Source organism: Streptomyces sp. LUP30 (genome assembly GCF_001746365.1).
GTDB lineage: Bacteria > Actinomycetota > Actinomycetes > Streptomycetales > Streptomycetaceae > Streptomyces.
Genome location: NZ_MJAJ01000028.1, coordinates 1 through 22,884 on the forward strand (window position 1 = coordinate 1; position 22,884 = coordinate 22,884).

Consider the following 22,884-nt stretch of genomic DNA (forward strand, 5'->3'; position numbering starts at 1 on the left):
CGTGGCGGGCACAACGCCGGTGCGGGCGCGCGTCACCGGAGGGCGCTCGCCGCATCGGGGGGCACCGGGACGGCGGGCGCGTCCACGCGCCGGCGGCCGGGCTCCCGCGCGGGGAGCCCGGCCGCCGGGGCCGTGGCGGGGGAGCGGATCAGGCCGCGGCCGGGGCGGTCAGCAAGGTGGCCAGCGCCCCGCGGTCGATCTTGCCGTTCGCGTTGAGCGGCAGTGCGTCCAGCGCGGTGAGGACGGTCGGCACCATGTAGGCGGGCAGCCGCTCGCGCAGGTCGTCGAGGAGGGCCTCGGCGTCCCGGGCGGAGCCGGTGTACACGGCCGCGAGCTCGATGTCGCCGTCCGGGCCGTGCAGGGCGACCACGGCGGCCTCGGTCACGCCGGTCTGTGCGAGCAGGGCGGACTCGATCTCGCCGAGTTCCACCCGGTAGCCGCGGATCTTGAGCTGGTGGTCCAGACGGCCGAGGTGGACGAGCGCCCCGTCCAGGGTGGTGACCCGGTCGCCCGTGCGGTACCAGTGTGCGGCGGTCAGCGGCTGCGCACCGTCGTACGGGACGGCCCGCTCGCCGTCGAAGGACAGGAACCGGCCGATGTCGTGGGCCGGGTCCAGATAGCCGGGGAAGCGCTGCGAGCCGCGCACGCACAGTTCGCCGTCGAGGGCCGGGCGGCCGTCCTCGCCGATGACGAGGTGCTCCTGACCGGGGTAGGGCGTCCCGATGGGCACCGTGCCGTTGGCCGGACGGGGCCAGTCGTCGGCGTCGGCCGGCAGCCGGAACTCCGTCCACGTCACGGTCATCTCGGTCGGGCCGTAGATGTTCTCCAGGACGGAGCCGGGGGCCGCGGCCTGCCAGGCCCGTGCATGGCTCAGCATCAGGGCCTCGCCGCAGAACAGGCTCCAGCGCAGCGTCGGCATGGCGCCGGGCTTCAGCGCGCGCAGCCGCCGGGCGATGGACGCCACGGACGGGACGGAGTTCCAGTGCGTGATGCCCTGCCGGTTGACGAACCGCACCGGCGACAGCAGGTCCTCCTTGCCGGGCACGACGAGGGTGGCGCCGCCGCCCCAGGCGCCGAACATGTCGTAGACCGACGGGTCGAAGGTCAGGTCGAAGGTCTGGGAGACGCGGGCGCCCGGCCCCAGCTCGTAGCGCGCGATGACGTGGCTCAGATAGGCAGAGACGTTGCGGTGGGCGATGGGCACGCCCTTGGGCCGTCCCGTCGACCCGGAGGTGAACAGGATGTATGCGAGGTCGTCGGGTCCGGCCGTGGACGCCGGGAGTTCGGGCGCCGGGCCGGCGCGCAGCGCCCGCACCCGCTCGGCCGACAGCACGACGACCGGGACGGGCAGGTCGGCGTGGCCCGGCGCGCCCTCCTCGGCGATCACGAGGTCCAGACCGGCGTCGCGGGCGATCGTGGCGTTGCGGGCGGGAGGAAACGCCGGGTTGAGCGGGACGACGGTGGCGCCGAGCCGCTGGACGGCGAGATAGCCCGCGTAGGCGGCCGTGCTGCGGGCCGCCAGCAGGCCCACCCGCGAGGGGACGCCGCCGTGTGCGGCCAGGAGTACGGCCGCCAGCCGGTGGGCGGTGGCGTCGAGTTCGGCGTACGTCAGGTGCTCCCCGGCGACCTCGAGTGCGGTCCGCCGGTCGCCGTGCTCGGCTACGGAGGCCGCGAACCAGTCGTACATGGTCCAGGTGGCGTTCATGATGTCCGGTCCTCTTCCGTGACGCGTCGCATGACGCCGGAACAGCTCTCGGCTTCGCGACAAGAAAATGGAATGTTCTGTCGAGGCGTAGCGAGAACGATATGCGCGGGTGCCCGGAAGGACGCAAGGGTGCGCCCGTCCCTTGCCGCGTGACCATAGAAATTCTGAATTCCGTATGTGTCGCGGGCGGCCTTTCCGAGGAGTATCAGTGAGGGCCCATGAGAGCGCCGCCCGCTCGGTGGCGGGCGGCGCTCTCATGGGCCCTCGAAGGCTCGCGGGCGCGAATTTCCGTTCGGGAGGGCGCGGCGGGAGGCCCGCTAGTCGCCGTACGCCTCCGCCAGGGCGGAACGGGTCAGGACGCGCAGGAAGGGGACGACGGTCACGGCCACGGACGCGGCGAAGACCAGGAAGGCGAGCCGCAGGCCGAGCCATTCGGCGAGCAGGCCCATGGCGCCGGCTCCGATGGGCATGGCGCCCCAGCTGAAGAGGCGGCTCACGGCGGTGTAGCGGCCGAGCATGGAGTCGGGGACGAGGCGCTGCCCGATGGTGCGGGCGTTCACCGTCCACAGGGTGCCGCCCATGCCGCCGACGAAGGCGGCGGCGGCGACCGCCCAGAGGCCGGTGGTCAGCGCGGGCACGGCCATCATCGCGAAGGTGCCGACCAGGTCGGCGAACATCACCCAGCGGCGTCCCAGGGTCCGGTTCACCCCGGTCACGACGAGGGCGCCGGTCAGGCCGCCGATGCCCAGCGCGCTCAGGAGCGTCCCGTACTGGCGGGGGCTGAGCTGCATCACGTCGGTGGCGAACAGCGGCATGAGCGCCAGCCAGGCCCCCCAGCAGGCGCACAGGACCGTCAGGACGAGGGACATGGTGCGCAGCAGCGTGTGCTGCCACAGGTAGCGCAGCCCGCCGGTGATCTGCCGGTTGACGCTCTCGCCGGCGCCGGCGCCGGCCGGCGAGGTGTCTGCGGCGGCGCGGAACCGGCCGGCGAGCAGGAGCAGGACCAGGGCGGCCACCAGGTAGGACACCCAGGTCGTGCCGAGGGCGAAGCCGGTGCCCGCCGCGAGCAGGAGGCCGCCGACGAAGGGGCCGCAGAACTCGTTGCAGACCGTCTCGGCCCCGGCGATCCAGGCGTTCACCCGCTCGCGGCCCTCCGGCGGGATCAGGGCGGGGATCAGGGCCGAGGCCGAGGTCAGCGCGATGACCTCGGCCACGCCGAGGACCGCGCCCACGACGCAGAGCACGGGGATGGTGACGCGGCCGGCCAAAGCAGCCTCGATGAGCGCGCCGAGCGCGAGCAGCCGCAGCGCGTTCGCCCCCCACAGCAGGCGCCGGCGGTCGACGCGGTCGACCAGGACGCCGACGTGCAGGGCCACCAGCAGCCAGGGCAGCGAAAGGGTGAGCGACACCGCCGATATCTGGGCCGGCGAGGCGGAGGCGCGGGTGGCCAGCAACGGCAGGGCGATCTTGGTGACGCCGTCCGCGAGGTTGGTGATCGCGGTGAAGGCGAGGAGAACGGCTGCGTTGCGGCCGCCGTGTCGCGCGGCGGGCTCCGTGCGGGTGTCCGCAACCGCTGCCACCGGGGCCTTCGCGGTCTGGACGGCTTGGTCGCTCATCACTTCCCCTAACCGGCTATCGACTTCAGTGGTTATTCCCGAGGAGGCGAGTCTGACACGCGCGGAGCGATGTCCGCTACCCGGTCAAGCTGTTAGCCGGTTAGGCCGGGTGTACGCTGGAGTCTCTGCGAGGAGATGACCCATGTCCGAAGCCCCGCCGTCCGCCCAGCTGATCGAGGCCTTCGCCAACACCGTCGACGTGGAGCTCGGCACCGACGAGCTGGCCACGCCGGGCGCGCTGTCCGCATGGCTCGTCGCCCGCGGACTGTTCGACCGCGAACGCCGGATCGGCGCCGAGGACCACGCCGTGTGCCTGCGCCTGCGCGCCGGCATCCGGGAGGAACTGGGCGTCAACGTCGGCGACACGGCCGACGCGGCGCTCCTCGCCGGCGCCGACGAGGCCCTGCGGGAGCTTCCCGTGCTGATCACGGTCCGCGGCGCCGGCCGGGACGGCGGTGTCCTGTCCCCCGCGCCGCACCTGACGCCGGTCAGGAAGGCTCTGGCCGGCCTCGCGATCGCCTGGAGCGAACTGGTCGTCACCGGCGAGGCCGTCCGGCTGAAGCGCTGCGCCGAGCACGCCTGCGCCTGGGTCTTCTGGGACGTGTCCAAGAACCGCAGCCGCCGCTGGTGCTCGATGCGCGTGTGCGGCAACCGCGCCAAGGCCCGTCGGCACTCGGCGAAGCAGGCCGCCGTGGCAGCCGACCGGCAGGCCTGACGGCGCCCCCTGACGGCGCGCCCCTGACGGCGCGCCCCTGACGGCGCGCCCCTGACGGCGCCACCGGCCGCACCCCGCCCGGCCGCGCCGGATCCGCCGCACCCGCACCCGCGGCCCGCCCTCCCTCTCGCGAAACCCCCGTTCGCGCATTCCCCGGCCACCCTTTCCGGGCTTTCCCATCGAGAAAAGCGATGGCGTCCCATCGAGGAATTCGATGGCGTCCCATCGAGTTATCCGATGGCGTCCCATCGAAGAACTCGATGCCCTCGCAGGCGCTGCTTGACCGCTCTTCGGCAATCGTTGAATCATCTTTCGAGCGTCATAAAAGTGACCGTTGCCCTGAGGAGCCTGATTAATGAACCGTACGGACGACGTGACCGGCGGCGACATCTTTTCGGCGGTCAAAAGGCATGTGCGTGTGCCTTTCGACGACCATTCCCCGCTCGCCGAGGTCGGACTGGACTCACTCTCCCTGGTGCGGATCGCCAGTGAGCTGATACCCGACCCGGATCAGGAGATCGATCCGACGGGCCTCGCCGCACTCCGCACGGTCGGGGATCTCCAGCAGTGGCTGCACGGGCTTCTCGTGCCCGCGGAGAGCGTGCGATGACCGTCGCGCCGCAGCTCGCCACCCTGCCGCTGACGGCGGCCCAGCAGGGCCTGCTCGTCGTGCACGGCTCGGTGCCGGTCCCGCACCTCTACAACGTCCTGGCCGAGCTGGAACTGGACCCGGCGCTCGCCCCCGCGGACCTCGGCCCGGCGCTGCGCGCCGTGCTGGCCGTCCAGCCCGCGCTGCGCCTCGCCGTGCGCGAGCGGCCCGCCCCGCACGCCGAACTGGGAACCGTCCCGGACGAGGCGCCGCTGCGGGTGGTCCCGACCCACGCCGACGGCTTCGACCGGCGGCGCGCCGAACTGCTCGAGCAACTCGGCGGCCACGTCTTCGATCTGGAGCGGCCCCCGCTGCTGCGGACGGTCCTGCTGCACACCGTCGACCGGTCCCGCTCGACGCTGCTGCTGGTGGTGCACCACCTCGTCTTCGACGGCTTCTCGCTGCGCCAGTTCGTCCGCGACCTCACCTCGGCCTTGCGCGCGGAGCTCGACGTCGACCGGGTGCGGGTCGCCCGTGAACGGGCCCTGTGCCGCGAGCTGGCCGCGCAGCAGTCGGCCGCCGACGAGGAGCACGTCGAGCGGGCGGCAGCCGAACTCGCCGACCGGCTGCGCTCGGCGCCCGCCACTGTGCTCCACCCCCGGCCGAACCGCCCCGCGACCACGGCTTTCACCGGGGCCCGTCGGGAGATCAGGCTCTCTCCGGAGCGTTCCCGGGCCCTCGGCGAGGTCTGCGCGGAGCTCGGCGTCAGTCCGTTCGTCTTCTTCTCGGCCCTCTACGCGGCGCTCCTCGCACGGCACTCGGGCAACACGCCCGTGGTCTTCGGCAGCCCGGTGCTTGCCCGCCGCACGCTGGGCTCGCTCGACCTGTGCGGCTTCTTCGTCAACACCCTGCCGCTCGTCGTCGACGTCGACTGGGACCAGCCCTTCGACGTCTTCGTCACGGAGACGGTCCGCGCCGAGGCGGACCGGGTGAAGGGCAGTGCGGCGGTCTCCTTCGACCGCGTCGTACGCCTTGTCGCACCGGACCGCTCGACCAACCGCAACCCGGTCTTCTCCTGCATGCTCGCGATGCAGGACGCGACCGACGCGGAACCCGGCTCCGCCGTCCTGCGGGTGCGCGAGCACGGCAACGGCACCGCGAAGTTCGACCTCTGGCTGGGCGTCACCCCCGGTCCTGACGGCTGGCTCCTCGAGCTGGAGCACGACCGCGAGCTGCTGCCCGAACCGCTCGTCGGCGCGCTGGCCGACTCACTGACCGGCCTGTTGGAGAAGGCCGTCGAACGCCCCGGCACGGTCCTCGCCGAACTCTTCGAGGACGCCTCGTCGGACGAGTCCCGCGCCCATGACGGCTTCTGGCGCCGGCCGGCCCACCCGGACCTGCGCCGCTGGCTGCGCACGGCCCTGGCCCGGCGGCCCGAGGCGACCGCGGTCGAGGAGGACGGCCGCCGTGTGACCTACGGCGAGCTCCAGGAGCTGGTCCGCTGCGCCGCGGCGGGTCTGGCCCGGCACGGGGTGGGCCCCGGCACCGTGGTCGGCCTGACCACGCCGACGCTGGGGGACACGGTCGTCGCCGTTCTGGCCGTGCTCGAGCGGCAGGCCGTGTTCTTGCCGCTGGACCTGACCCTGCCCGGTGAGCGGCTCGCCTACATGACCGGCAAGGCCGGCTGCCGGCTGGTCGTCGGCCACGGCACCGTCGACGGCGCCCGGGTCGTGGCGCTGAGCGAACTGGCCGCCGCCGGCGACGACGCCGCGCCCCCGGCCGGTGAGGCCGCGGCGGGCGGCGACGGCAGCACCGTCCTCGACGGCAGCACCGTCCTCGACGGCAGCGACGGCAGCGACGGCAGCGAGGGCAGCGATGGCAGCGATGGCGGCGATGGCAGCGATGGCGGCGACGGCAGCGACGGCGGGGTGTACATCATGTTCACCTCCGGCTCCACGGGCCGCCCCAAGGGCGTGCTGATGGGCAACGGTCCGCTGGTGAACCTCACCGCCTGGCAGCTCGACGCGCTGGACATGGACGAGCGCACCCGCTTCCTGCAGTACGCCCCCCTGGGCTTCGACGTCTCCTTCCAGGAGATCGTGCCCACCCTCGTGGCCGGCGGGACCCTGGTCTCGCGCGAGCCGGCCGACCGCAGGGACCTGCCCGCGGTACTGGCCCGGGTCAGCGCGCTGCGGATCTCCCACGTCTACCTCCCCGTCGCCGCCCTGCGCCCCTTCACCCGGGCCGCCCAGGACGCCGGGGACGACCTGCCGGAACTGCGCCACCTGTGCGTCTCCGGGGAGCAGCTGCTCCTCGACGACGGCATCCGGCGCTTTTTCACCGACCGGCCGCACATCAGCCTGGTCAACCTCTACGGCCCCACCGAGACGCACGCCGTCACCACACACCGGCTCACCGGGGCCGGACCGTTGCCGAACCACGTCCCGATCGGCCGCCCGATCACCCACACGACCGCCCACGTGGTGGACGCCACCGGCCACCTCGCCCCCCTCGGCGTGCCGGGCGAGCTGCACCTGGGCGGCGCCTGCCCCGCGCACGGGTACGTCGGCGACCCCGAGCGCACCGTGGAACGCTTCCTGCCCGACCCGCGCGGCGACCGGGACGACGCCCGCATGTACCGCACCGGCGACCAGGTGCTCCGCGACGAGCAGGGCACGCTGCTCTTCCTGGGCCGCGACGACGACCAGGTCAAGATCCGCGGCTACCGGGTGGAACTCGGCGAACTGGAGACCGCGGCCGCCGCCCACCCCGACGTGCGCCTCGCGGTGGCCGCCGTCCTGGGGGAGGGGGCCGACCGGCAGCTGGCGCTGTTCTTCGTGCCGGAGGACGGCCGCTCGCCGCTCCCCGACGACGTGCGGCGCCGGGTGGCCGGCGCGGTCCCGGGGTACATGGCGCCCTCGCGGGTGTTCGAGGTCGCTTCCGTGCCCGTCACCCGCAACGGCAAGGTGGACCGCCCCGCCCTGCTGAAGGAGGCGGAAAAGGCCGTCCGCGAGGAGGCCGCGTCCGCCGGCGGGGCCGTCACCACGGCGCGGGACCCGCTCGAAGCGTGGCTCCAGCACCTGTGGCAGGAGCTGCTCGGGCGCGCCGACGTCCCCGTCGACCGCTCGCTCCTCGACTACGGGGCCCACTCGCTCAACGTGATGAGCGCGCGCGCCGCGATCGAGGAACGCCACGGCGTGCAGATCCCGGTCCTCGACTTCTTCCTCGACCCGACCATCCGTGCCCAGGCCGGCTGGATCACCCGCTCCCGGGACGGTGCGCGATGACCGCCCCCGCCTGCGACACGCGCCTGCTGGTCCTGCTCGCGCAGCGGCCGGGTCCGCTGGACAGCCTGCTGATCCACCCGGCGGGCGGCGGGCTCGCCCAGTACCTCGGCGTCGCGAGCCGGCTCGCCCGGCACGGCAGCGTGCACGGCATCCGCGCCGACGGCCTGCTGGCCGGTGAGGAACCCGACGACAGCGTCCCGGAGATGACCCGCAGGTACCTCGGCCTGGTGACGGGGCTGCCGCGCCGGCCGAACCTGCTGATCGGCTGGTCGCTCGGCGGCGTGATCGCCTGGGAGCTGGCGGCCCGGCTCGCCGAGGACGGGCCGGCGCCCGCCGTCGTCCTCATCGACAGCTTCCCCGAGCGGGAGAGCACCGGCGACACCGTACGGGCCGACCTGCTGTCCGCCGTGGAACGGTCCGTCGCCACCCTGGGCGGCGGCCGGGACTCCGACCGGGCGCGGGCCACCGCGCTGGCGCACATCCGGGCCAGCGCCGCCCACCGCACCGAGGTCCGGGGCGCCGGGCCCGCCCTGCTGGTCGCCTGCGAGAGCGAGCACCGCGCCCGGCAGATCGACCGCTGGCGCAGCCTGGCCGACCGGCTGGCCGTACGGCACCTCGACTGCGGGCACTTCGAGGTCTTCGACCCCGCTCACCAGGCCGCTCTGCTCGGGCACCTGGACGAGTTCCTCTCCCGGACGACCTCCGCGGCACAGGAGTACGCGCGATGACCCAATCCCGTCCGCTCGCCGTCGTCACCGGCGGCACCCGCGGCATCGGACTGGCCATGTCCCAGCGCCTGGTGCGCCTGGGGTACCGCACCGTCGCCCTGTACCGGGCCGACGAGGCGGCCGCCCTGCGGGCCGCCGGCGAGCACGGCCTGATCGCCGTGCGGGCCGACGTCGCCGACAGCCACGCGGTGCGCGCGGCCGCCCGGCACGTCCTCGCCGAGCACGGCACGCCGCGGGTGCTGGTGAACAACGCCGGCGTCAACATCGACCGCCCGTTCCTCGACCTCAGCGCATCCGACTGGCAGCGCGTCCTGGACACCAACCTGTCCGGACCCTTCCACCTCACCCAGGCGTTCGCCCCGGCCATGCTGGCCGCGGGGGAGGGCACCGTCGTCAACGTCGGTGCCACCACGGGCATCCGCCCCCGGCTCAACGGCGTCAACTACGCGGCAGCCAAGGCGGGGCTGCTCCAGCTCACCAAGTGCCTGGCCCTGGAGCTGGCGCCCGCCGTCCGGGTCAACTGCCTGATCCCCGGAATGACCGGGACCGAGGAGCTCGTCACCCGGTTCCGGCTGAACGAACCCCAACACCGTGCCGCCGTCCTGTCCGAGATCCCGCAACGTCGCATCGGTTCCCCCGACGACATCGCCGACGCCCTGGAGTACCTCGTGGGCCCGCTCAGCGGCTATGTCACCGGCCAGAAGCTGATCGTCGACGGCGGCCAGTTCATGTGGTAGGAGATCATGACCGACGCACTGCTCACATCCGCCCGCGCCGCCCTGGCGGCCGCGCCGCCGACCGGCGACCCGGCGTACGCGCGCTACTGCCGTGAACTCGCCGACCGCCTGGCCGACCACTGGCCGGCCGTCCTGAAGGCCAACGCGCAGGACGTGGCCCTCGCCGCGGAGCGGGGCCTGTCTCCCGTCCTGCTCGACCGGCTGCGCCTGACCGACGCCCACCTCGACGGGCTGCGGCAGCTGACCCGCGCCGTCCTGTCCGAACTGGCCGAGGTGACCGCCCCCGAGGCCGGGGTCCCCGTCGGCGACTGGGGGGTGCGGCTGCGGACGCCCAAGCCGCTCGGCGTGGTGTTCATGGTGTACGAGGCCCGGCCCACGGTCACCGTGGAGGGCGCCCTGCTGCCCGTCGCGGTCGGCAACGCCGTGCTGCTGCGCGGCGGCAAGGAGATCGCCCGCACCAACGAGGCGCTGTCCGCCGTGGCCCGTGAAGCCCTGGAGGCCGCGGGACTGCCGGCCCGGCTGGTCACCGTCCTGGACGATCCCGACCGGACGCAGCTGCGCGCCCTGCTGAAGCGGCCCGACGCCGTCGACGTGCTGATCCCGCGGGGCAGTCCCTCGCTCATCGACTACTGCCGCAGCGCCTCCTCGATCCCGGTGATCGCCAGCGGCGGCGGCGTCAACCACGTCTACGTGCACCGCAGCGCCGACCTGGACCTCGCCGCCGAGGTCGCCCTGGACAGCAAGCTGCCGGAGCCGACCGCCTGCAACACCGCCGAGATGCTGCTCGTCGACGCCGAGGTCGCCGGTGACCTGGTGCGCGCGATCCTGCGCGCCGCCGAGCGCGACGACCGGCAGGTGGCCGTGCGGCTCGACCCGCGGGTGCCCCGGCCCGACGGGCGGGCCGGCGCCCGGCCCTGGCGGATCGAGGACCTGCACGAGCACGACCTCGGCCGGGAGTTTTTGGACGCCACGATCGGCGTCCGCGCGGTCGACGGCCCGCACGAGGCGCTGGCCCACATCCGGCGCTACGGCTCCGGGCACACCGAGGGCGTGCTCGCCCGGGACGCCGGTGTGAGCGAGGAGTTCACCCGCCGGGTCGACGCCGCGGCGATCGTCGTCAACGGCTCGCTGCGGCTGCACGACGGCCCCACGCTCGGCCTCGGCTCCGAGATCTCCATCAGCACCGGCCGCATGCACGTGCGCGGCCCCGTCACCCTCGGCTCGCTCGTCACCCACAGCTGGGTCGTCGAGGCGCGCGGCACGCTGCGCAGCCCCCTGACCGCGTCCCGGCCCTGACCTCTCGGGCGTGCCGGGTCCTTTCCGGCCCTCCCGGCCCTCCCGGCCCTCCCGGCCTTCCCGGCCTTCCCGGAGCCTTCCAGGCCTTCCCGACCCTTCACGGAGGAACCATGATCACCGGACTGGACCGCGCCGCGGTCACCGAGTCCGTCAAGCGCGTGGTCATCGCCGAGTCCCGGCTGTCCCTGCGGCCTGCCGACATCGACGACCACGAGCCGCTCAACGGCGAGATCCTGCGCGTCAACTCCCTCGGTTTCGTGGGCATGCTGGTGCGCCTGGAGGACGAACTCGACATCGTCCTGCCCGACGACCTGTTCGTCGGGCGCAGCTTCCGGACCGTCCACGACCTGATCGAGATCGTCCTGTCCGCGGCGGAGGCGTCCCGATGAGCCCTGTCGAACTGCCCGCCCGCTGGCGCAGCGTCCTGCCGCACCTGGACGAGCGGCTGCCCGCGGACCGTACGCCCCAGACCGCGGGCGGCGGCACCGTGCAGGTCAACCTGCCGATGGCGCTGGTGCGCCAGAGCGTGCAGCTGAAGGAGCACTGGGAGATCCCGGCCGAGGTCGCCGACGCCTACCGGGCGTTCCGGCCCACGCCGCTGTGGCGGGCCCGGGGCTTCGAGCGAGCGGTCGGCGCGCGGGTGCCGATCTACGTGAAGTACGAGGGCGGCAACATCTCCGGCAGTCACAAGCTCAACACCGCCCTGGCGCAGGCCTATTACTACGCGCGGGCCGGTGTGCGCGAACTCGTCAGCGGCACCGGCGCCGGGCAGTGGGGCACCGCCCTGGCGGCCGCCTGCGCCCTGTTCGGGATGAAGTGCACCGTCTTCATGGTCGGGGGCAGCCTGCGACGCAAGCCGTACCGGGGCACGCTGATGCGGACCCTCGGGGCCACCGTGCACGCGAGCCCCAGCCCGCTGACGGAGGTGGCCCGGCAGGCCGGGGGCGACGTCAACAGCCTGTCGCTGGCCATCGGCGAGGCGGTGGAGTACGCCGCCCGCACCGAGGGCGCGGCGTTCTGCATCGGCAGCGGGGAGACCTACAGCATCCTGCACCAGTCGGTGATCGGTCTGGAGGCCGCCGACCAGCTCGCCGGCCTGGACGCATCGGTCGACGCGGTGGTGGGCTGCGTGGGCGCGGGCTCCAACTTCGGCGGGATCGCGCTGCCGTTCTTCTCGGCCGCGGCCGCCGCGGGCGAGAAGCCGCCGCTGCTGGTGGCCGCCGAGTCCGCCACGACGCCCAAGCTGACCCGCGGCACGTACGCCTACGACCGCACGGACGCCACCGGCACCGGGCCGATGGAGGCCATGTACACCATCGGCAGCTCCTACCCGATCCCCGACTCGCACTCGGCCGGCCTGCGCTTCCACGGCGCGGCGAAGGTGCTCTCGGCGATGCGCCACCGCGACCAGATCGCGGCCACCGCCGTCGGTCAGGTCGAGGCGCTCGACGCGGGCCGCCGTTTCACCCGCGGCGAGATGGTGCTGCCCGCTCCGGAGTCCGGTCACGCGCTGGCCGCGGCCGCGCGCCTCGCGGGCGCCGGAGCCGAGGGGAACAACGGCCTGTTGCGCGCCGAGAAGGGCGTGGTGGTGTGCGTCAGCGGCCACGGCTACCTCGATCTGGGGGCCTACCAGCAGTTCCTGGACGGCGAGCTGAGCGACGAGGCGCCCGACCCGCAGGCGCTGCGCCGCGCCGTGAGCGCTCTGGAGCCGGTGGAGCAGCTGGCGGGTGCGGGAGCCGTTCATGTCCGCTGACCTCGACCCCGCCTCCGTGCCCGCCCCCGCCTCCGCATCCCTCCCCGCGTGCGTGCAATGGCCGCTGTTCGACTGCGTCCAGGTCAACCTGGCGATCCTGGCCGAGCGCTGGCACGGCCCGGGAGCTCCGCTGGACCTGGGTGCCGTGCTGCGCTTCCGCCCGCTGCCGGGCCCGGACGGACTGCCCACGGTGGAACGTTCCGCCGCCGACCAGCTCACCGAGGCCGCCCAGCGCCTCGGGCTCGCCGTCCTGGACCGCCGCACCACCGCTCCGGGCGAGACCCTCACCCCGGCCGAGGGCCGCTACGTGGTGGCCGACGCCTTCCACCTGCCGTGGGTGCCGTATGCCGGGCGGCGGCACATGGAGCACAGCTTCCTGCTGGAGCCGGCCGGCGACGCGGACGCCGTCGTGGTGGACGGCTACCACAACGAGACGCCCTGGGGCAGCGCCCGCCCGCTCCGCCGCCCGCTGAGCCGCGCCGAACTGGCCGCCGCCGTGCCCGGTCCGGCGCTGGTGGTCACCCTCGCCCCGGCCGGAGGTCCCCCCGCCCCGGCCGCGGCCGAAGTGGACCTGGCGGACGAGGAGACGGCCGCCCGGTACGTCGCCGCGTACGCGGAGCACCCCGACCGGCGCGCCGCCCTCGACCGGCTCACCCTGGAGACCTGGCTGCTGGCCCGCTCCCGCAGGCTGCACGCCCGCTTCCTGAGCTCGCGCGGCCTGCTCGCCGACGACAGCGCGGCCCTCGCGCACGTCGAGGCGTGGGAGTCGCTGGCCGAGAGCGTCTACCTCGGCTACCGGCGGGTGGAGCGCGGCCGGCCCGAGACCCGCGAGGTCTTCACGCGCCTGACGGAGCGACTCGGCCGGGACCGCGAGGCGTTCGGCCCCGCGACGGTCCCCGCGGCCGTGCCGCCTCCGGCCGACGCGACACCCCTGCCCGCCCCGCTGCGGGTCCGGGTCGCGGCCGCCGCGGGCGCCGTGCTCAAGGCCGACCCGGCGGCCCTGCTCGAGGGGCGGCCGCTGGCGGACGTCCCCGGCTTCACCTCGTTCCGGGTGGTGGAGATCGTCGAACGCCTCGAACGCGAGCTGTCCGTCGAGTTCGACGCCGACGACCTCGTCCCCGAGAACCTGCACCACGTCGACGGCATCTGCCGCATCGTGCTGCGCGCCCTGCCCGCCGGCACGGCGCCGCAGCCCGCCCGTCCCGTCGCACGCACCGGAGGGAACTGATGTCCGCCCACGCCGACCTGCTGCACGACCTGCTCGACCGGGCAGCCGCCCGGTGGCCCGAGCGGCCCGCCGTGACCAGCGGCGGCCACACCCTCAGCTACCGGGAACTCGACGCGGCCTCCCGGCGGCTGGCCGCCTGGCTGCACGCCTGCGGACTGCGGCGCGGCGACCGGCTCGTCATCTGCGCGCCGGGCTCCACCGCCCAGCCCGCGCTGGTGTACGCCGCCTCCAGGGCCGGAGTGGCCTTCTCCCTGCTGCACGAGCAGGTCCACGGCATCCAGCTCGACCACGTCCTCGACGACTGCGAGCCCGCCCTGCTCGTCACCGACGCGCCGGACTCGCAGTCGGCCGCGCAGCGCCGCGGGGTGCGCACGGCCGACACACGGGCGGTCGCCGCGGTGGCCTTCACCGGCTCGCCCGTGCCGCGGGACGCGCCGCCCGGCCCGCTCACGGTCGACCCCGTGTGCCTGATCTACACCTCCGGCACCACCTCGCTGCCCAAGGCCGTCGTCAGCACCCACCAGCAGGTGACGTTCGCCGCCACGGCCATCCAGTCGGTGCTGCAATACCGTGCGGGCGACGTCGTCTACAGCCCGCTGCCCCTGTCCTTCGACTACGGCCTCTACCAGCTGTTCCTGTCGGCGCAGGCCGGCGCCCACGTGGTGATCGGCCGGCCCGCCGAGGTCGGTCCGGCGCTGCTGGGCAACCTGGTGCGCACGGGCGCCACCGTGCTCGCCGCCGTCCCGTCCGTGGCCGACGCCCTGGCCCGGCTGCTGCGCCGGACCTCCCGGGAACGGCCGCCGCTGCGGCTGCTCACGAACACCGGCGCGGCGATGCCGGCCGAGACGCTCCAGGCGCTGCGTTCGGCGCTGCCGGGGCTGCGGGTGCAGCTGATGTTCGGTCTGACGGAGTGCAAGCGGGCCACGATCATGCCGCCCGACGCCGACCTGGAGCGGCCCGGCTCCAGCGGCCGCGCGCTGCCGGGCACCGAGGTGTTCGTCGTCGACGAGGAGGGCCGCCGCAGGCCTGCGGGCGAGGTCGGCGAGATCGTGGTGCGCGGTCCGAACGTCATGGCGGGGTACTGGCGCCGCCCGGAGCTCACCGCGCAGCGCTTCCACCGGGTGGAGGGCCTGCTGCCGCAACTGCACACCGGTGACTACGGGTGGGTGGACGAGGAGGGCTACCTGTACTTCGAGGGCCGGCGCGACGACCTCTACAAGGAGAACGGTTTCCGCGTCAGCGCCACCGAGGTCGAGGCCGCCGCCCGCCGCGTCCCGGCCGTCGGCGCGGCCGCCGTCCTGCCGCCGCAGAGCCCGCGCCCCGCGGTGCTGTTCGCGGTCGGCGAGCTGTCGCCCGCCGAGGTGCTCCAGGGCCTGCGCGAGCAGATCGAGGAGTTCAAGATCCCCCGCCACTGCCTGGTCGTCGACGCGCTGCCGCTGACCGGCAACGGCAAGATCGACCGCAAGGCGCTCGCCGCCCTGGCGCAGGAGGCGTCCCGTGTCCGCACCCGCTAGCACCGTCCGGCCGGCCCCGCCGGTGCCGGACGACGTCCTGACGCGCCTGCCCACCCCGGCCTACGTCTACGACCTGGCCGAGGTCCGGCGCAACCACGGCGCGCTGGTGGAGGCGCTGCCCGACGGGGCGGGCCTCTACTACTCCCTGAAGGCCAACGCGCACCCTTCCCTGCTGGCCGTGCTGCGTGAGCGCGGGGCGCTGCCCGAGGTGTGCTCCACCGGCGAGCTCCAGGCCGCGCTCGGGGCGGGCTGGCCGGCCGCGGACGTCCTGTACACCGGTCCGGGCAAGCGGGACGAGGAGATCGGCCACGCGCTGCGGCTGGGCGTGCGGACGTTCTCCGTGGACTCCCCCTACGCGATCGGCCAGCTGGACCGTCTGGCCGGCCGGGCCGGCACCGCCGCACGGTGTCTGCTGCGCGTCAACGACGACCAGCCGGTGCCGGGCCAGGGCCTGGCGATGACCGGCGTGGCCTCGCAGTTCGGCGCCGACACCCGGTGGGTGCTCGACCGGCCCGAACTGTTCGCGAGCCGCCCGCACGCCGAAGTCGTCGGCCTCCACCTGTACATGGGCACCAACCTCGGCGAAGTGGACGCGCTGGTCGGCCAGTTCGCCCGCTCGCTGCGCACCGCCAAGACCCTGACGGCGGCCCTGGCGGGGCACGGGACGCGCATCCGCGTCCTGGACCTCGGCGGCGGCTTCGGCGCGCCCTTCGCGACGCAGGGCGAGCGGATCGACCTGTCGGGACTGCGGCCGCGGCTGACCGCGCTGCTCGACGCGGAACTGCCCGGCCGGCACACCGACGGCACCCGGGTCGTCTTCGAGTCGGGCCGCTACCTGGTGGGCACCGCCGGGGTCCTGCTGACGGCCGTGCTCGACGTGAAGCGCTCCCACGGCAAGGACGTCGTCGTCCTGGAGTCCGGCATCAACCACCTCGGCGGCATGTCGGGGCTGCGCCGGCTGCCCGCCCTGAACCCGCGCCTGGTGCCGCACGGCGCCCGGCCCGACGCCGACGCCGCTCCGCTCCTCGACACCCTGGTCACCGGCCCGCTGTGCACCCCGCTCGACACCTGGGCGCGCGCCGCGAAGCTGCCCGCGCTCACCCCCGGCGACCTCGTCGCCGTCCCCAACGTCGGCGCGTACGGGCTGAGCGCGAGCCTCGTCGCCTTCCTCGGCCATCCGCTGCCCGCGGAAGCCGTCGTCGACGGCGACCGCCCCGGCACGGCCCCCGAGATCACCCGGATCCACCTGACCCGCACCACCGTCCCGGCCCCGGCCGGCACCGACCCTGGAGTGAAGTGATGGACGCCCGTTTCACCGAACTGCTCACGCCGTTCCTGAAGTTCCTCGGCGAGCAGGAGATCACCCCCGAAGCGTCGCTGAGGGAGCTGGGCCTGGACTCGATGCAGGCCATCGAGCTGCTCTTCGCCATCGAGGACGCCTTCGGCGTGACCCTGGCGGACGACGACATGAACGACGACACGTTCGCCACCGCCGGCAGCCTGTGGACCGTGGTGCGCGCCGCGCTCGACGCGCAGTACGCCACGGACGGGACCCAGGTGACGGCCGCGTGAGCGCGCCGACGTTCGCCCCCGCCCGGCCGGCCCCGGCCGCCGAGCCGCTGACCGCCGCGGGACTGGCCGACCGGGTGGCCCGGGTCGCCGGCGTGGCGGCCGAGCACGTCGAACGCACCGACCGGGACGCGTCGTTCCCGGTCGAGGCGCTGGAGGAGATGCGCCGCAGCGGCCTGCTCGGCCTGCTCGTCCCCGCCTCGCACGGCGGCCTCGGCGGCAGCACCGACGACGTGGTGAGCGCCGGCATCGCCCTCGGCCGGGTCGACATGTCCGTGGCGATGATCTTCGTGATGCACTGCCAGCAGGTGGCCGCGGTGGTGCGCCACGGCAACGAGAGGCTGCGGGACGAGCTGCTGCCCGAGATCGCCGCGGGCCGCATGTACCTGGCGTCCGTCACCACCGAGGCCGGCAAGGGCGGCCACCTGCTGAGCAGCGAGTCGGCGCTCGCCGCACGCGAGGGCGAGCTCGTCCTCGACCGTTTCGCGCCGATCGTCACCGGCGGCGAGTACGCCGACGGCTTCCTCGTCACCATGCAGAGCCCGCCCCCGGCCTCCCCGAACCAGGTGTCGCTGGTCTACGCCCACCGCGACCAGCTCACCGTCGAACGGTCGGGCGACTGGCAGCCGCTCGGCATGCGCGCCAGCCACAGCGTCGCCCTGCGGCTGACCGGCACGGTCCCCGCCCATCAGGTGGTGGGGGAGCACGGCGCGTTCCGGACCATCGTGACCACGGTGTTCGGGCCGATGGCCCATCTGGGCTGGTCGGCGTGCTGGCTCGGCACCGCGGCGGGCGCGCTCTCCCGCGTCGTGAAACTGCTGCGCTCCCCGCAGAACCGCGGGCGCGTCGACCTGGACTCCGAACTGCTGCTGACCCGGCTGTCCCGGGCCCGGCAGCGGATCGACACGGTGCACGCACTGCTGGACCGGGCCCGCCAGGTCGTCGCGACCGCCGACGACCTCAGCGTGCCCCGGGTACAGCTGCTGCTCAACGCGCTGAAGATCACCGCGGCGGACGAGTGCCACCGGGCCGTCGACGACCTGGTCGACGCCGTCGGGATGCGGCACGGCTACCTCAAGGACTCACCCACCCGCCTGGAACACAGCCTGCGGGACCTGCGCTCGGCCGCCCTGAACTACAGCAACGACCGCCTGCACCTGGTCGACGGCAAGCTCGCCCTGCTCGACGCGGAGGTGCGCCTTGCCTGACCTGATCGAGGCGGATCGCGCCCCGACCGCGCGGCACCGCCCGCGCGCGGGCGCCGCGCTGGCCGCGCTTCCCGTGGCCGCACCGGTGTCCGAGGTGTGGGCGGCGCTCGGCGCGGCGGGCGTCCTGACCGACCTCTACGACCACGAGGACCCCGGCCCCGGCCCGGGGACCGGGACCGCCGCCACCTTGGACCCCGCACGGCTCGCCGACCTCATCAGGGCCGTGGACGCCCGCGGCGACAACGGCGTCACCCTCAGCGTGCTGGTCCAGGCGGCCTCCGCACTGCCGCTCCTCGCCGCCTGCGCCCCCGCGACGGGACCCGTACGGCAGGCGCTCCAGGAGGCGCTGTCGGGGTCGGCGACGGTGGCGCTCGCCGCCACCGACAGCGCCGCGGCGGGTTCGGATCTGGCCGGCCTCGGCACCGAGGTGGACATCGCAACCGACGGGCTGCGGCTCACCGGCGGCAAACGCTGGATCACCACCGCCTGCGCCGCCGACCGGCTGCTGGTCCTCGCCCGGCACCGGCCCGGCCGGCACTTCACCAGCTTCACCTGGGTGCTCGTGCCCGCCACGGCGCCCGGTGTGCGCGTGCGCCCGGCCGACAGCGACCTGCTCGGGGGCTCGGCGACCGGGCACGTCGAACTCGACGGCGTACGGCTGCCGCCCGACCACCTCGTGGGGCGGCCCGGACGCGGCATGGCGCTCTTCGCCCGGCACATGGGCACCGAACGCCTCGCGGGCGCCCTGTGGGCGGTGGCGCTGACCAGCAGGGTGCTCGCCGACACCAGGGAACGGCTGACCCGGCGGCACTGCGACGGGCGGCCCCTGTGGCACCACGACGCCGTGCGCCAGCGCTACGCCGCCTGCCTGGTGCAGGTGCGCCAGCTGCGCGCGCTGTGCGAGAGCCTCGCCGAACGGGTCACCCGCCGGCAGGACCTCGCGGCGGCCGCCCTGCTGAAATCCGCGGCGGGCCTCGTCGCCGACCCCGTGCTGGCCGCCTGCGCCCAGCTCCAGGGCGCCGACGGCTTCGCCCGCGACGGCGCCCAGACCATCCGCGCCGAGGCAGGCGTCCTGGGCATCGGCGGCGGCGTCACCGAGGTGGTCCTGGCCGCCGTGGCCGATCACGCGGACACCCTGCTCACGGAGTTGCGCTCATGACTCTTCTGACGCTCCAGGTCACACCCGGTGTCTGGGTGGCGCGGGGCGAACGCGGCCAGTGGGCCCGTCCCGACCCGCACCCCCACGACCGGGCGGCCGCGGCCGTCCTGCCGCGGTGGCGGGTGGAGGAGTTCCTCGCCAGCCGCGCCCTGCTGCGGCATCTGCTGCGCACCACGCTCCCGGAACTGGCCGACGAGCCGGTGCTCGCCGAGGAGCAGGGACGCCCCGTCCTCGCCGGAGCCCCCGGCACGGGCATCAGCATCTCCCACGACGGGGACGCCGTCGCCGTCGCCGTCGCCCGGAGCCGCCGGGTCGGCGTCGACGTCCAGCAGCCCCCCGACAGCGTCCCCGACGCGTTGCTGCGCCGCTGCCTCGGCACCCACACCCCGCAGGTCGCCACACTGCCGCAGCGCACCCGGGCGGCCGAGTTCGCCTGGGTGTGGACCGCACAGGAAGCCTGCGTCAAAGCGGCCGGGACCGGGCTGTCCGGCCGGCCGTGGGCGATCGACATCCAGCCCGGCCGCCGCCGCGGACAGTGGCACGACTTCCAGTGGATCAGCCTGCGCGATCGCTCGCGGACGCCGTTGAGCTGCGCCTTCTCCGCCCCTCGCCACGACTTGGACACCTCGTGAACCCGACCGCCGCGCCGGCCACGATGCCGGACCTCAGCTGCTACACGACGAACCTCCTCGCCCACCTGGCGCCCGACGTGCCGGGAGTGCGGCGCCGGTTCGCCGAAGGCGTCCGGCTCGCCGTACGCCTGGACCTGCCCCCCGGCGAACTGGCCTTCTCCCACCATCCCCGGGTGGACCGGACGCAGGACGGCCGGGAGCTGGCCTACCGCGGCGCGGCCGACTGGCCGGCGGCCCGCGCCGCGCTGCTCGACACCCTGCACCACGAGCGGCGCGTCCTGGCCGCGGGCAACACCCGCCATCTGCCCTGGGCGGCGGCCCACGGGCGGGCGGACGCCCCGCACTGGCTGCTGATCCACGAGCACCGGGCGGGCCGCTGGCGCATCGCCGACCACTTCACCGCCCTGACCCCCTTCGGCGACCAGGAACCCTTCCACGGCTGGATCGACGACGCCGCTCTGGCCGCGGCCCTGGCCCCCGTGCCGGACCCGCCGCCGGAGGTGGTGCGCCGCGACCGGTTCGCGCTCGGCCAGGAGACACCGCTCCCGCCCGCCGGGCAGTACCGCTGGCTGACCTGGCAGGCCGGGCCGTCCCACGACGGCGCCGCACCCGGCCCGGGAACCTGGAGCCTTCGTCTGGAGACGTCGCTGGCGGCGATCGCCGGCGCCTTGCGCACCGACGCCACCGTGCTCGCCCGCTACGTCGACGACCTGTGGGCGGCCGCCCGCCACCACACCTACGCGCTGGCGTTCGCGGTAGCCGACGGCCGGCTCCACCCCGAGTCGGGCGCGGCCGCGTCGGCGGCCTGGGGCGAACTGCCCCGGACGCTGCGGTTCGCGGCCGAGTCCGCCGCGCGGGGACGGCCCCGCCCCGGCGTCGTCGACCGCGCGCTCGAGCAGGTGCTGAGCGCTCAGCAAGCCCTGGGCACGGACCTCCCCCCCCCAGAGAGGACGATCATGAAACGGACCCTGCGTGACACCGCCGGCCCCGAAGGCGGGGGGCACCGATGACGACCGAGAGCCTGCTGTCCGCGCCCCCCGCAGTGTCGGGCGAGGCGTTCCGCCACGCGATGGCCCGGCTGCCCACGGGCGTCGCGGTGATCACCGCACAGGGCCCCGACGGGCCGGTCGGCTGCACCGTGAGCGCCGTCATGTCGCTGTCGCTGCGCCCACCGGCGTTGCTCGTCTCGCTGTCCACGGCGAGCCGGACCCTGGAACAGGTCCTGGCCGGCGGCTCCTTCGCGGTGAACGTGCTGGCGTTCGGCGACCGGCACCTGGCCGGGCAGTTCGCGACGGGCACCGCGGCCCAGCGCTTCGGCGGCGTGTCCTGGCACCCGCAGCACGGCGTCCCGGTGCTGGCGGCGGCCTCGGTGGCCGCGGTGTGCCACGTCAGCAGCTCGGTCCGCGTGTTCGACCACACTCTCGTCGCCGGCGCCGTGACCTGGTCGCGCGCCGACGAACGGCCGCCCGCAGTGCTGTACGCGGGGGGCCGGTACCCGGCGGGTGGCTGAGGTCTTGGCCGCCCGCCCCGCCCCCATCGAGGAAGGGAATCTCCCATGAGCAGACCTGTCGTACTCATCGCTGAAGAGCTGTCGCCCGCGACCGTGGACGCACTCGGCCCGGACTTCGAGATCCGGCACTGCAACGGAGCGGACCGAGCCGAACTGCTCCCGGCCCTCGCCGACGTCGACGCGATCCTGATCCGCTCGGCCACCAAGGTGGACGCCGAGGCGATCGCCGCCGCGCACAAGCTGAAGGTCGTCGCACGAGCCGGCGTCGGCCTGGACAACGTCGACGTCTGCGCCGCCACCAAGGCCGGCGTGATGGTCGTCAACGCCCCCACCTCGAACATCGTGACCGCCGCCGAGCTCGCCTGCGGTCTGCTGCTCGCCACCGCCCGCCACATCCCGCAGGCCGACGCCGCGCTGAAGAACGGCGAGTGGAAGCGCAGCAAGTACACGGGCGTGGAGCTCGCCGAGAAGACCCTCGGCGTCGTCGGCCTCGGCCGCATCGGGGCCCTCGTCGCCCAGCGCATGTCCGGCTTCGGCATGAAGGTCGTCGCCTACGACCCCTACGTGCAGCCCGCGCGCGCCGCCCAGATGGGCGTGAAGGTCCTCTCGCTGGACGAGCTGCTGGAGGTCTCCGACTTCATCACCGTCCACCTGCCCAAGACCCCGGAGACGGTCGGTCTGATCGGCGACGAGGCGCTGCGCAAGGTCAAGCCGGGCGTGCGCATCGTCAACGCCGCGCGCGGCGGGATCGTCGACGAGGAGGCGCTGTACGCGGCGCTGAAGGAGGGCCGGGTCGCCGGCGCCGGCCTCGACGTGTACGCGAAGGAGCCCTGCACGGACTCCCCGCTGTTCGAGTTCGACCAGGTCGTGGCCACCCCGCATCTCGGCGCGTCCACCGACGAGGCGCAGGAGAAGGCCGGCATCGCCGTCGCCCGCTCGGTACGCCTGGCCCTGACGGGGCGGCCCGTGCCGGACGCGGTCAACCAGGTGGTCCGCCGGACCACCGCCCAGGAGGCCCCGCCCCGGCCCGTGCCCCAGGCCGCGTGAGGAGGCGGAGCCAGATGAGACACGTCAGAAGGCGGTGACCGTGCGGTACATCATCAGCCGTGCGTTCCAGGACGATCCCCGGTTGCACCGGCTCCGGCCGGCGCACCGGACGTACTGGCGCAGGCTCATGCATCAGGGCGTGCTGCTCGGCGGGGGAAGCTGGGAGGAAGGCCGCAGGGAGGTGCTCGTGGTCAAGGCGCAGGACCAGGCCGCGGCGCACCGGCTCCTCGGCGCGGACCCCTACACCCAGGAGCGGCTGACCGTGGACGTCACGGTCCAGGGCATGGACGATCTGCTCGGAGCGGAGGAGCGAGCAGAGTGTGCCGGCCCGGCCGCCGACGACACCGAGCCGGACGGGCGGCTCAGCGCCCATGAACTGAGGGTCGCCCGGATGATGCTGGACGGACTGACCAACCGGCAGATCGCCGAGCACTTCATGGTGTCGCCGCGCGCGGTGGAACAGCACATCACGCGCATCTACCGCAAGCTGTCGATCAGCCGCCGCGCGCAGCTGGCGGTCGCCCTGCGCGGCGAGCGGCTGCTCGCGAGCTGAGGGGGTACACCCCGGACGGCGGCCCGGACACCGGGCCG

20 protein-coding genes and 1 pseudogene are annotated in these 22,884 nt (G+C 74.4%); 19 read left to right on the forward strand and 2 right to left on the reverse strand.

Annotated features, from left to right (window positions below; all coding sequences use genetic code 11):
• Positions 1-148: 148 nt before the first annotated feature.
• Positions 149-1,705 carry an amino acid adenylation domain-containing protein gene (locus tag BG482_RS22715; protein ID WP_069770939.1) on the reverse strand — a complete coding sequence of 519 codons (1,557 nt, stop codon included), beginning with the start codon at positions 1,703-1,705 and terminating at the stop codon, positions 149-151.
• Between the two features lie 317 nt (positions 1,706-2,022).
• On the reverse strand, positions 2,023-3,321 hold the full coding sequence (locus BG482_RS22720; RefSeq protein ID WP_069770940.1) for an MFS transporter: 1,299 nt from the start codon (positions 3,319-3,321) through the stop codon (positions 2,023-2,025).
• A gap of 142 nt (positions 3,322-3,463) precedes the next feature.
• Here BG482_RS22720 and BG482_RS22725 point away from each other — a divergent pair, with 142 nt between their 5' ends.
• The 19 genes and pseudogenes from BG482_RS22725 to BG482_RS22815 all read left to right on the forward strand — a co-directional run bounded on the left by BG482_RS22725 (position 3,464) and on the right by BG482_RS22815 (position 22,846).
• A complete protein-coding gene (locus BG482_RS22725; RefSeq protein ID WP_069770941.1) occupies positions 3,464-4,036 on the forward strand; it encodes a CGNR zinc finger domain-containing protein in 573 nt (190 codons plus the stop codon).
• A 355-nt stretch (positions 4,037-4,391) separates the two neighbouring features.
• Positions 4,392-4,646, forward strand: coding sequence for an acyl carrier protein (locus tag BG482_RS22730; protein WP_069770942.1), 255 nt, complete (start codon positions 4,392-4,394; stop codon positions 4,644-4,646).
• Positions 4,643-7,912, forward strand: a complete 3,270-nt coding sequence (locus BG482_RS22735) for an amino acid adenylation domain-containing protein (protein ID WP_069770943.1) — start codon at positions 4,643-4,645, stop codon at positions 7,910-7,912. The genes BG482_RS22730 and BG482_RS22735 overlap by 4 nt, the downstream gene beginning before the upstream one ends.
• Positions 7,909-8,640, forward strand: a complete 732-nt coding sequence (locus BG482_RS22740; protein ID WP_069770944.1) for an alpha/beta fold hydrolase — start codon at positions 7,909-7,911, stop codon at positions 8,638-8,640. The genes BG482_RS22735 and BG482_RS22740 overlap by 4 nt, the downstream gene beginning before the upstream one ends.
• Entirely contained in the window at positions 8,637-9,377 is a 741-nt protein-coding gene (locus BG482_RS22745) for an SDR family NAD(P)-dependent oxidoreductase (RefSeq protein ID WP_069770945.1), read from the forward strand. Before BG482_RS22740 ends, BG482_RS22745 begins: the two co-directional genes overlap by 4 nt.
• 6 nt (positions 9,378-9,383) lie before the next feature.
• Positions 9,384-10,673 (forward strand): glutamate-5-semialdehyde dehydrogenase, encoded by a 1,290-nt coding sequence (locus tag BG482_RS22750; RefSeq protein ID WP_107450691.1) that lies wholly within the window; start codon positions 9,384-9,386, stop codon positions 10,671-10,673.
• Positions 10,674-10,783: 110 nt separating this feature from the next.
• Positions 10,784-11,062 (forward strand): acyl carrier protein, encoded by a 279-nt coding sequence (locus BG482_RS22755; RefSeq protein ID WP_069770947.1) that lies wholly within the window; start codon positions 10,784-10,786, stop codon positions 11,060-11,062.
• The gene (locus BG482_RS22760) at positions 11,059-12,426 is read left to right on the forward strand and encodes a TrpB-like pyridoxal phosphate-dependent enzyme (protein ID WP_069770948.1); all 1,368 of its coding nucleotides are present in this window, start codon (positions 11,059-11,061) and stop codon (positions 12,424-12,426) included. Before BG482_RS22755 ends, BG482_RS22760 begins: the two co-directional genes overlap by 4 nt.
• Positions 12,416-13,654 (forward strand): acyl carrier protein, encoded by a 1,239-nt coding sequence (locus tag BG482_RS22765; RefSeq protein WP_218108797.1) that lies wholly within the window; start codon positions 12,416-12,418, stop codon positions 13,652-13,654. The genes BG482_RS22760 and BG482_RS22765 overlap by 11 nt, the downstream gene beginning before the upstream one ends.
• Positions 13,654-15,168, forward strand: a complete 1,515-nt coding sequence (locus BG482_RS22770; RefSeq protein WP_069770949.1) for a class I adenylate-forming enzyme family protein — start codon at positions 13,654-13,656, stop codon at positions 15,166-15,168. The genes BG482_RS22765 and BG482_RS22770 overlap by 1 nt, the downstream gene beginning before the upstream one ends.
• Complete coding sequence (locus BG482_RS22775; RefSeq protein WP_218108798.1) at positions 15,152-16,468, forward strand: type III PLP-dependent enzyme; 1,317 nt, start codon at positions 15,152-15,154, stop codon at positions 16,466-16,468. The genes BG482_RS22770 and BG482_RS22775 overlap by 17 nt, the downstream gene beginning before the upstream one ends.
• Entirely contained in the window at positions 16,468-16,740 is a 273-nt protein-coding gene (locus tag BG482_RS22780) for an acyl carrier protein (RefSeq protein WP_069770950.1), read from the forward strand. The genes BG482_RS22775 and BG482_RS22780 overlap by 1 nt, the downstream gene beginning before the upstream one ends.
• A complete protein-coding gene (locus BG482_RS22785) occupies positions 16,737-17,945 on the forward strand; it encodes an acyl-CoA dehydrogenase family protein (protein WP_256096452.1) in 1,209 nt (402 codons plus the stop codon). The genes BG482_RS22780 and BG482_RS22785 overlap by 4 nt, the downstream gene beginning before the upstream one ends.
• On the forward strand, positions 17,938-19,104 hold the full coding sequence (locus BG482_RS22790; protein WP_218108799.1) for an acyl-CoA dehydrogenase family protein: 1,167 nt from the start codon (positions 17,938-17,940) through the stop codon (positions 19,102-19,104). The genes BG482_RS22785 and BG482_RS22790 overlap by 8 nt, the downstream gene beginning before the upstream one ends.
• The gene (locus BG482_RS22795; protein WP_079142039.1) at positions 19,101-19,736 is read left to right on the forward strand and encodes a 4'-phosphopantetheinyl transferase superfamily protein; all 636 of its coding nucleotides are present in this window, start codon (positions 19,101-19,103) and stop codon (positions 19,734-19,736) included. The genes BG482_RS22790 and BG482_RS22795 overlap by 4 nt, the downstream gene beginning before the upstream one ends.
• A complete protein-coding gene (locus tag BG482_RS22800; protein ID WP_069770951.1) occupies positions 19,733-20,746 on the forward strand; it encodes a hypothetical protein in 1,014 nt (337 codons plus the stop codon). The genes BG482_RS22795 and BG482_RS22800 overlap by 4 nt, the downstream gene beginning before the upstream one ends.
• Positions 20,743-21,246 (forward strand): flavin reductase family protein, encoded by a 504-nt coding sequence (locus tag BG482_RS22805; RefSeq protein WP_069770952.1) that lies wholly within the window; start codon positions 20,743-20,745, stop codon positions 21,244-21,246. Before BG482_RS22800 ends, BG482_RS22805 begins: the two co-directional genes overlap by 4 nt.
• 45 nt (positions 21,247-21,291) lie before the next feature.
• Positions 21,292-22,230 (forward strand): annotated as a pseudogene (locus BG482_RS22810) (hydroxyacid dehydrogenase); the annotation flags it as partial.
• Positions 22,231-22,333: 103 nt separating this feature from the next.
• Positions 22,334-22,846, forward strand: a complete 513-nt coding sequence (locus BG482_RS22815; RefSeq protein WP_069771014.1) for a LuxR C-terminal-related transcriptional regulator — start codon at positions 22,334-22,336, stop codon at positions 22,844-22,846.
• Positions 22,847-22,884: the final 38 nt, after the last annotated feature.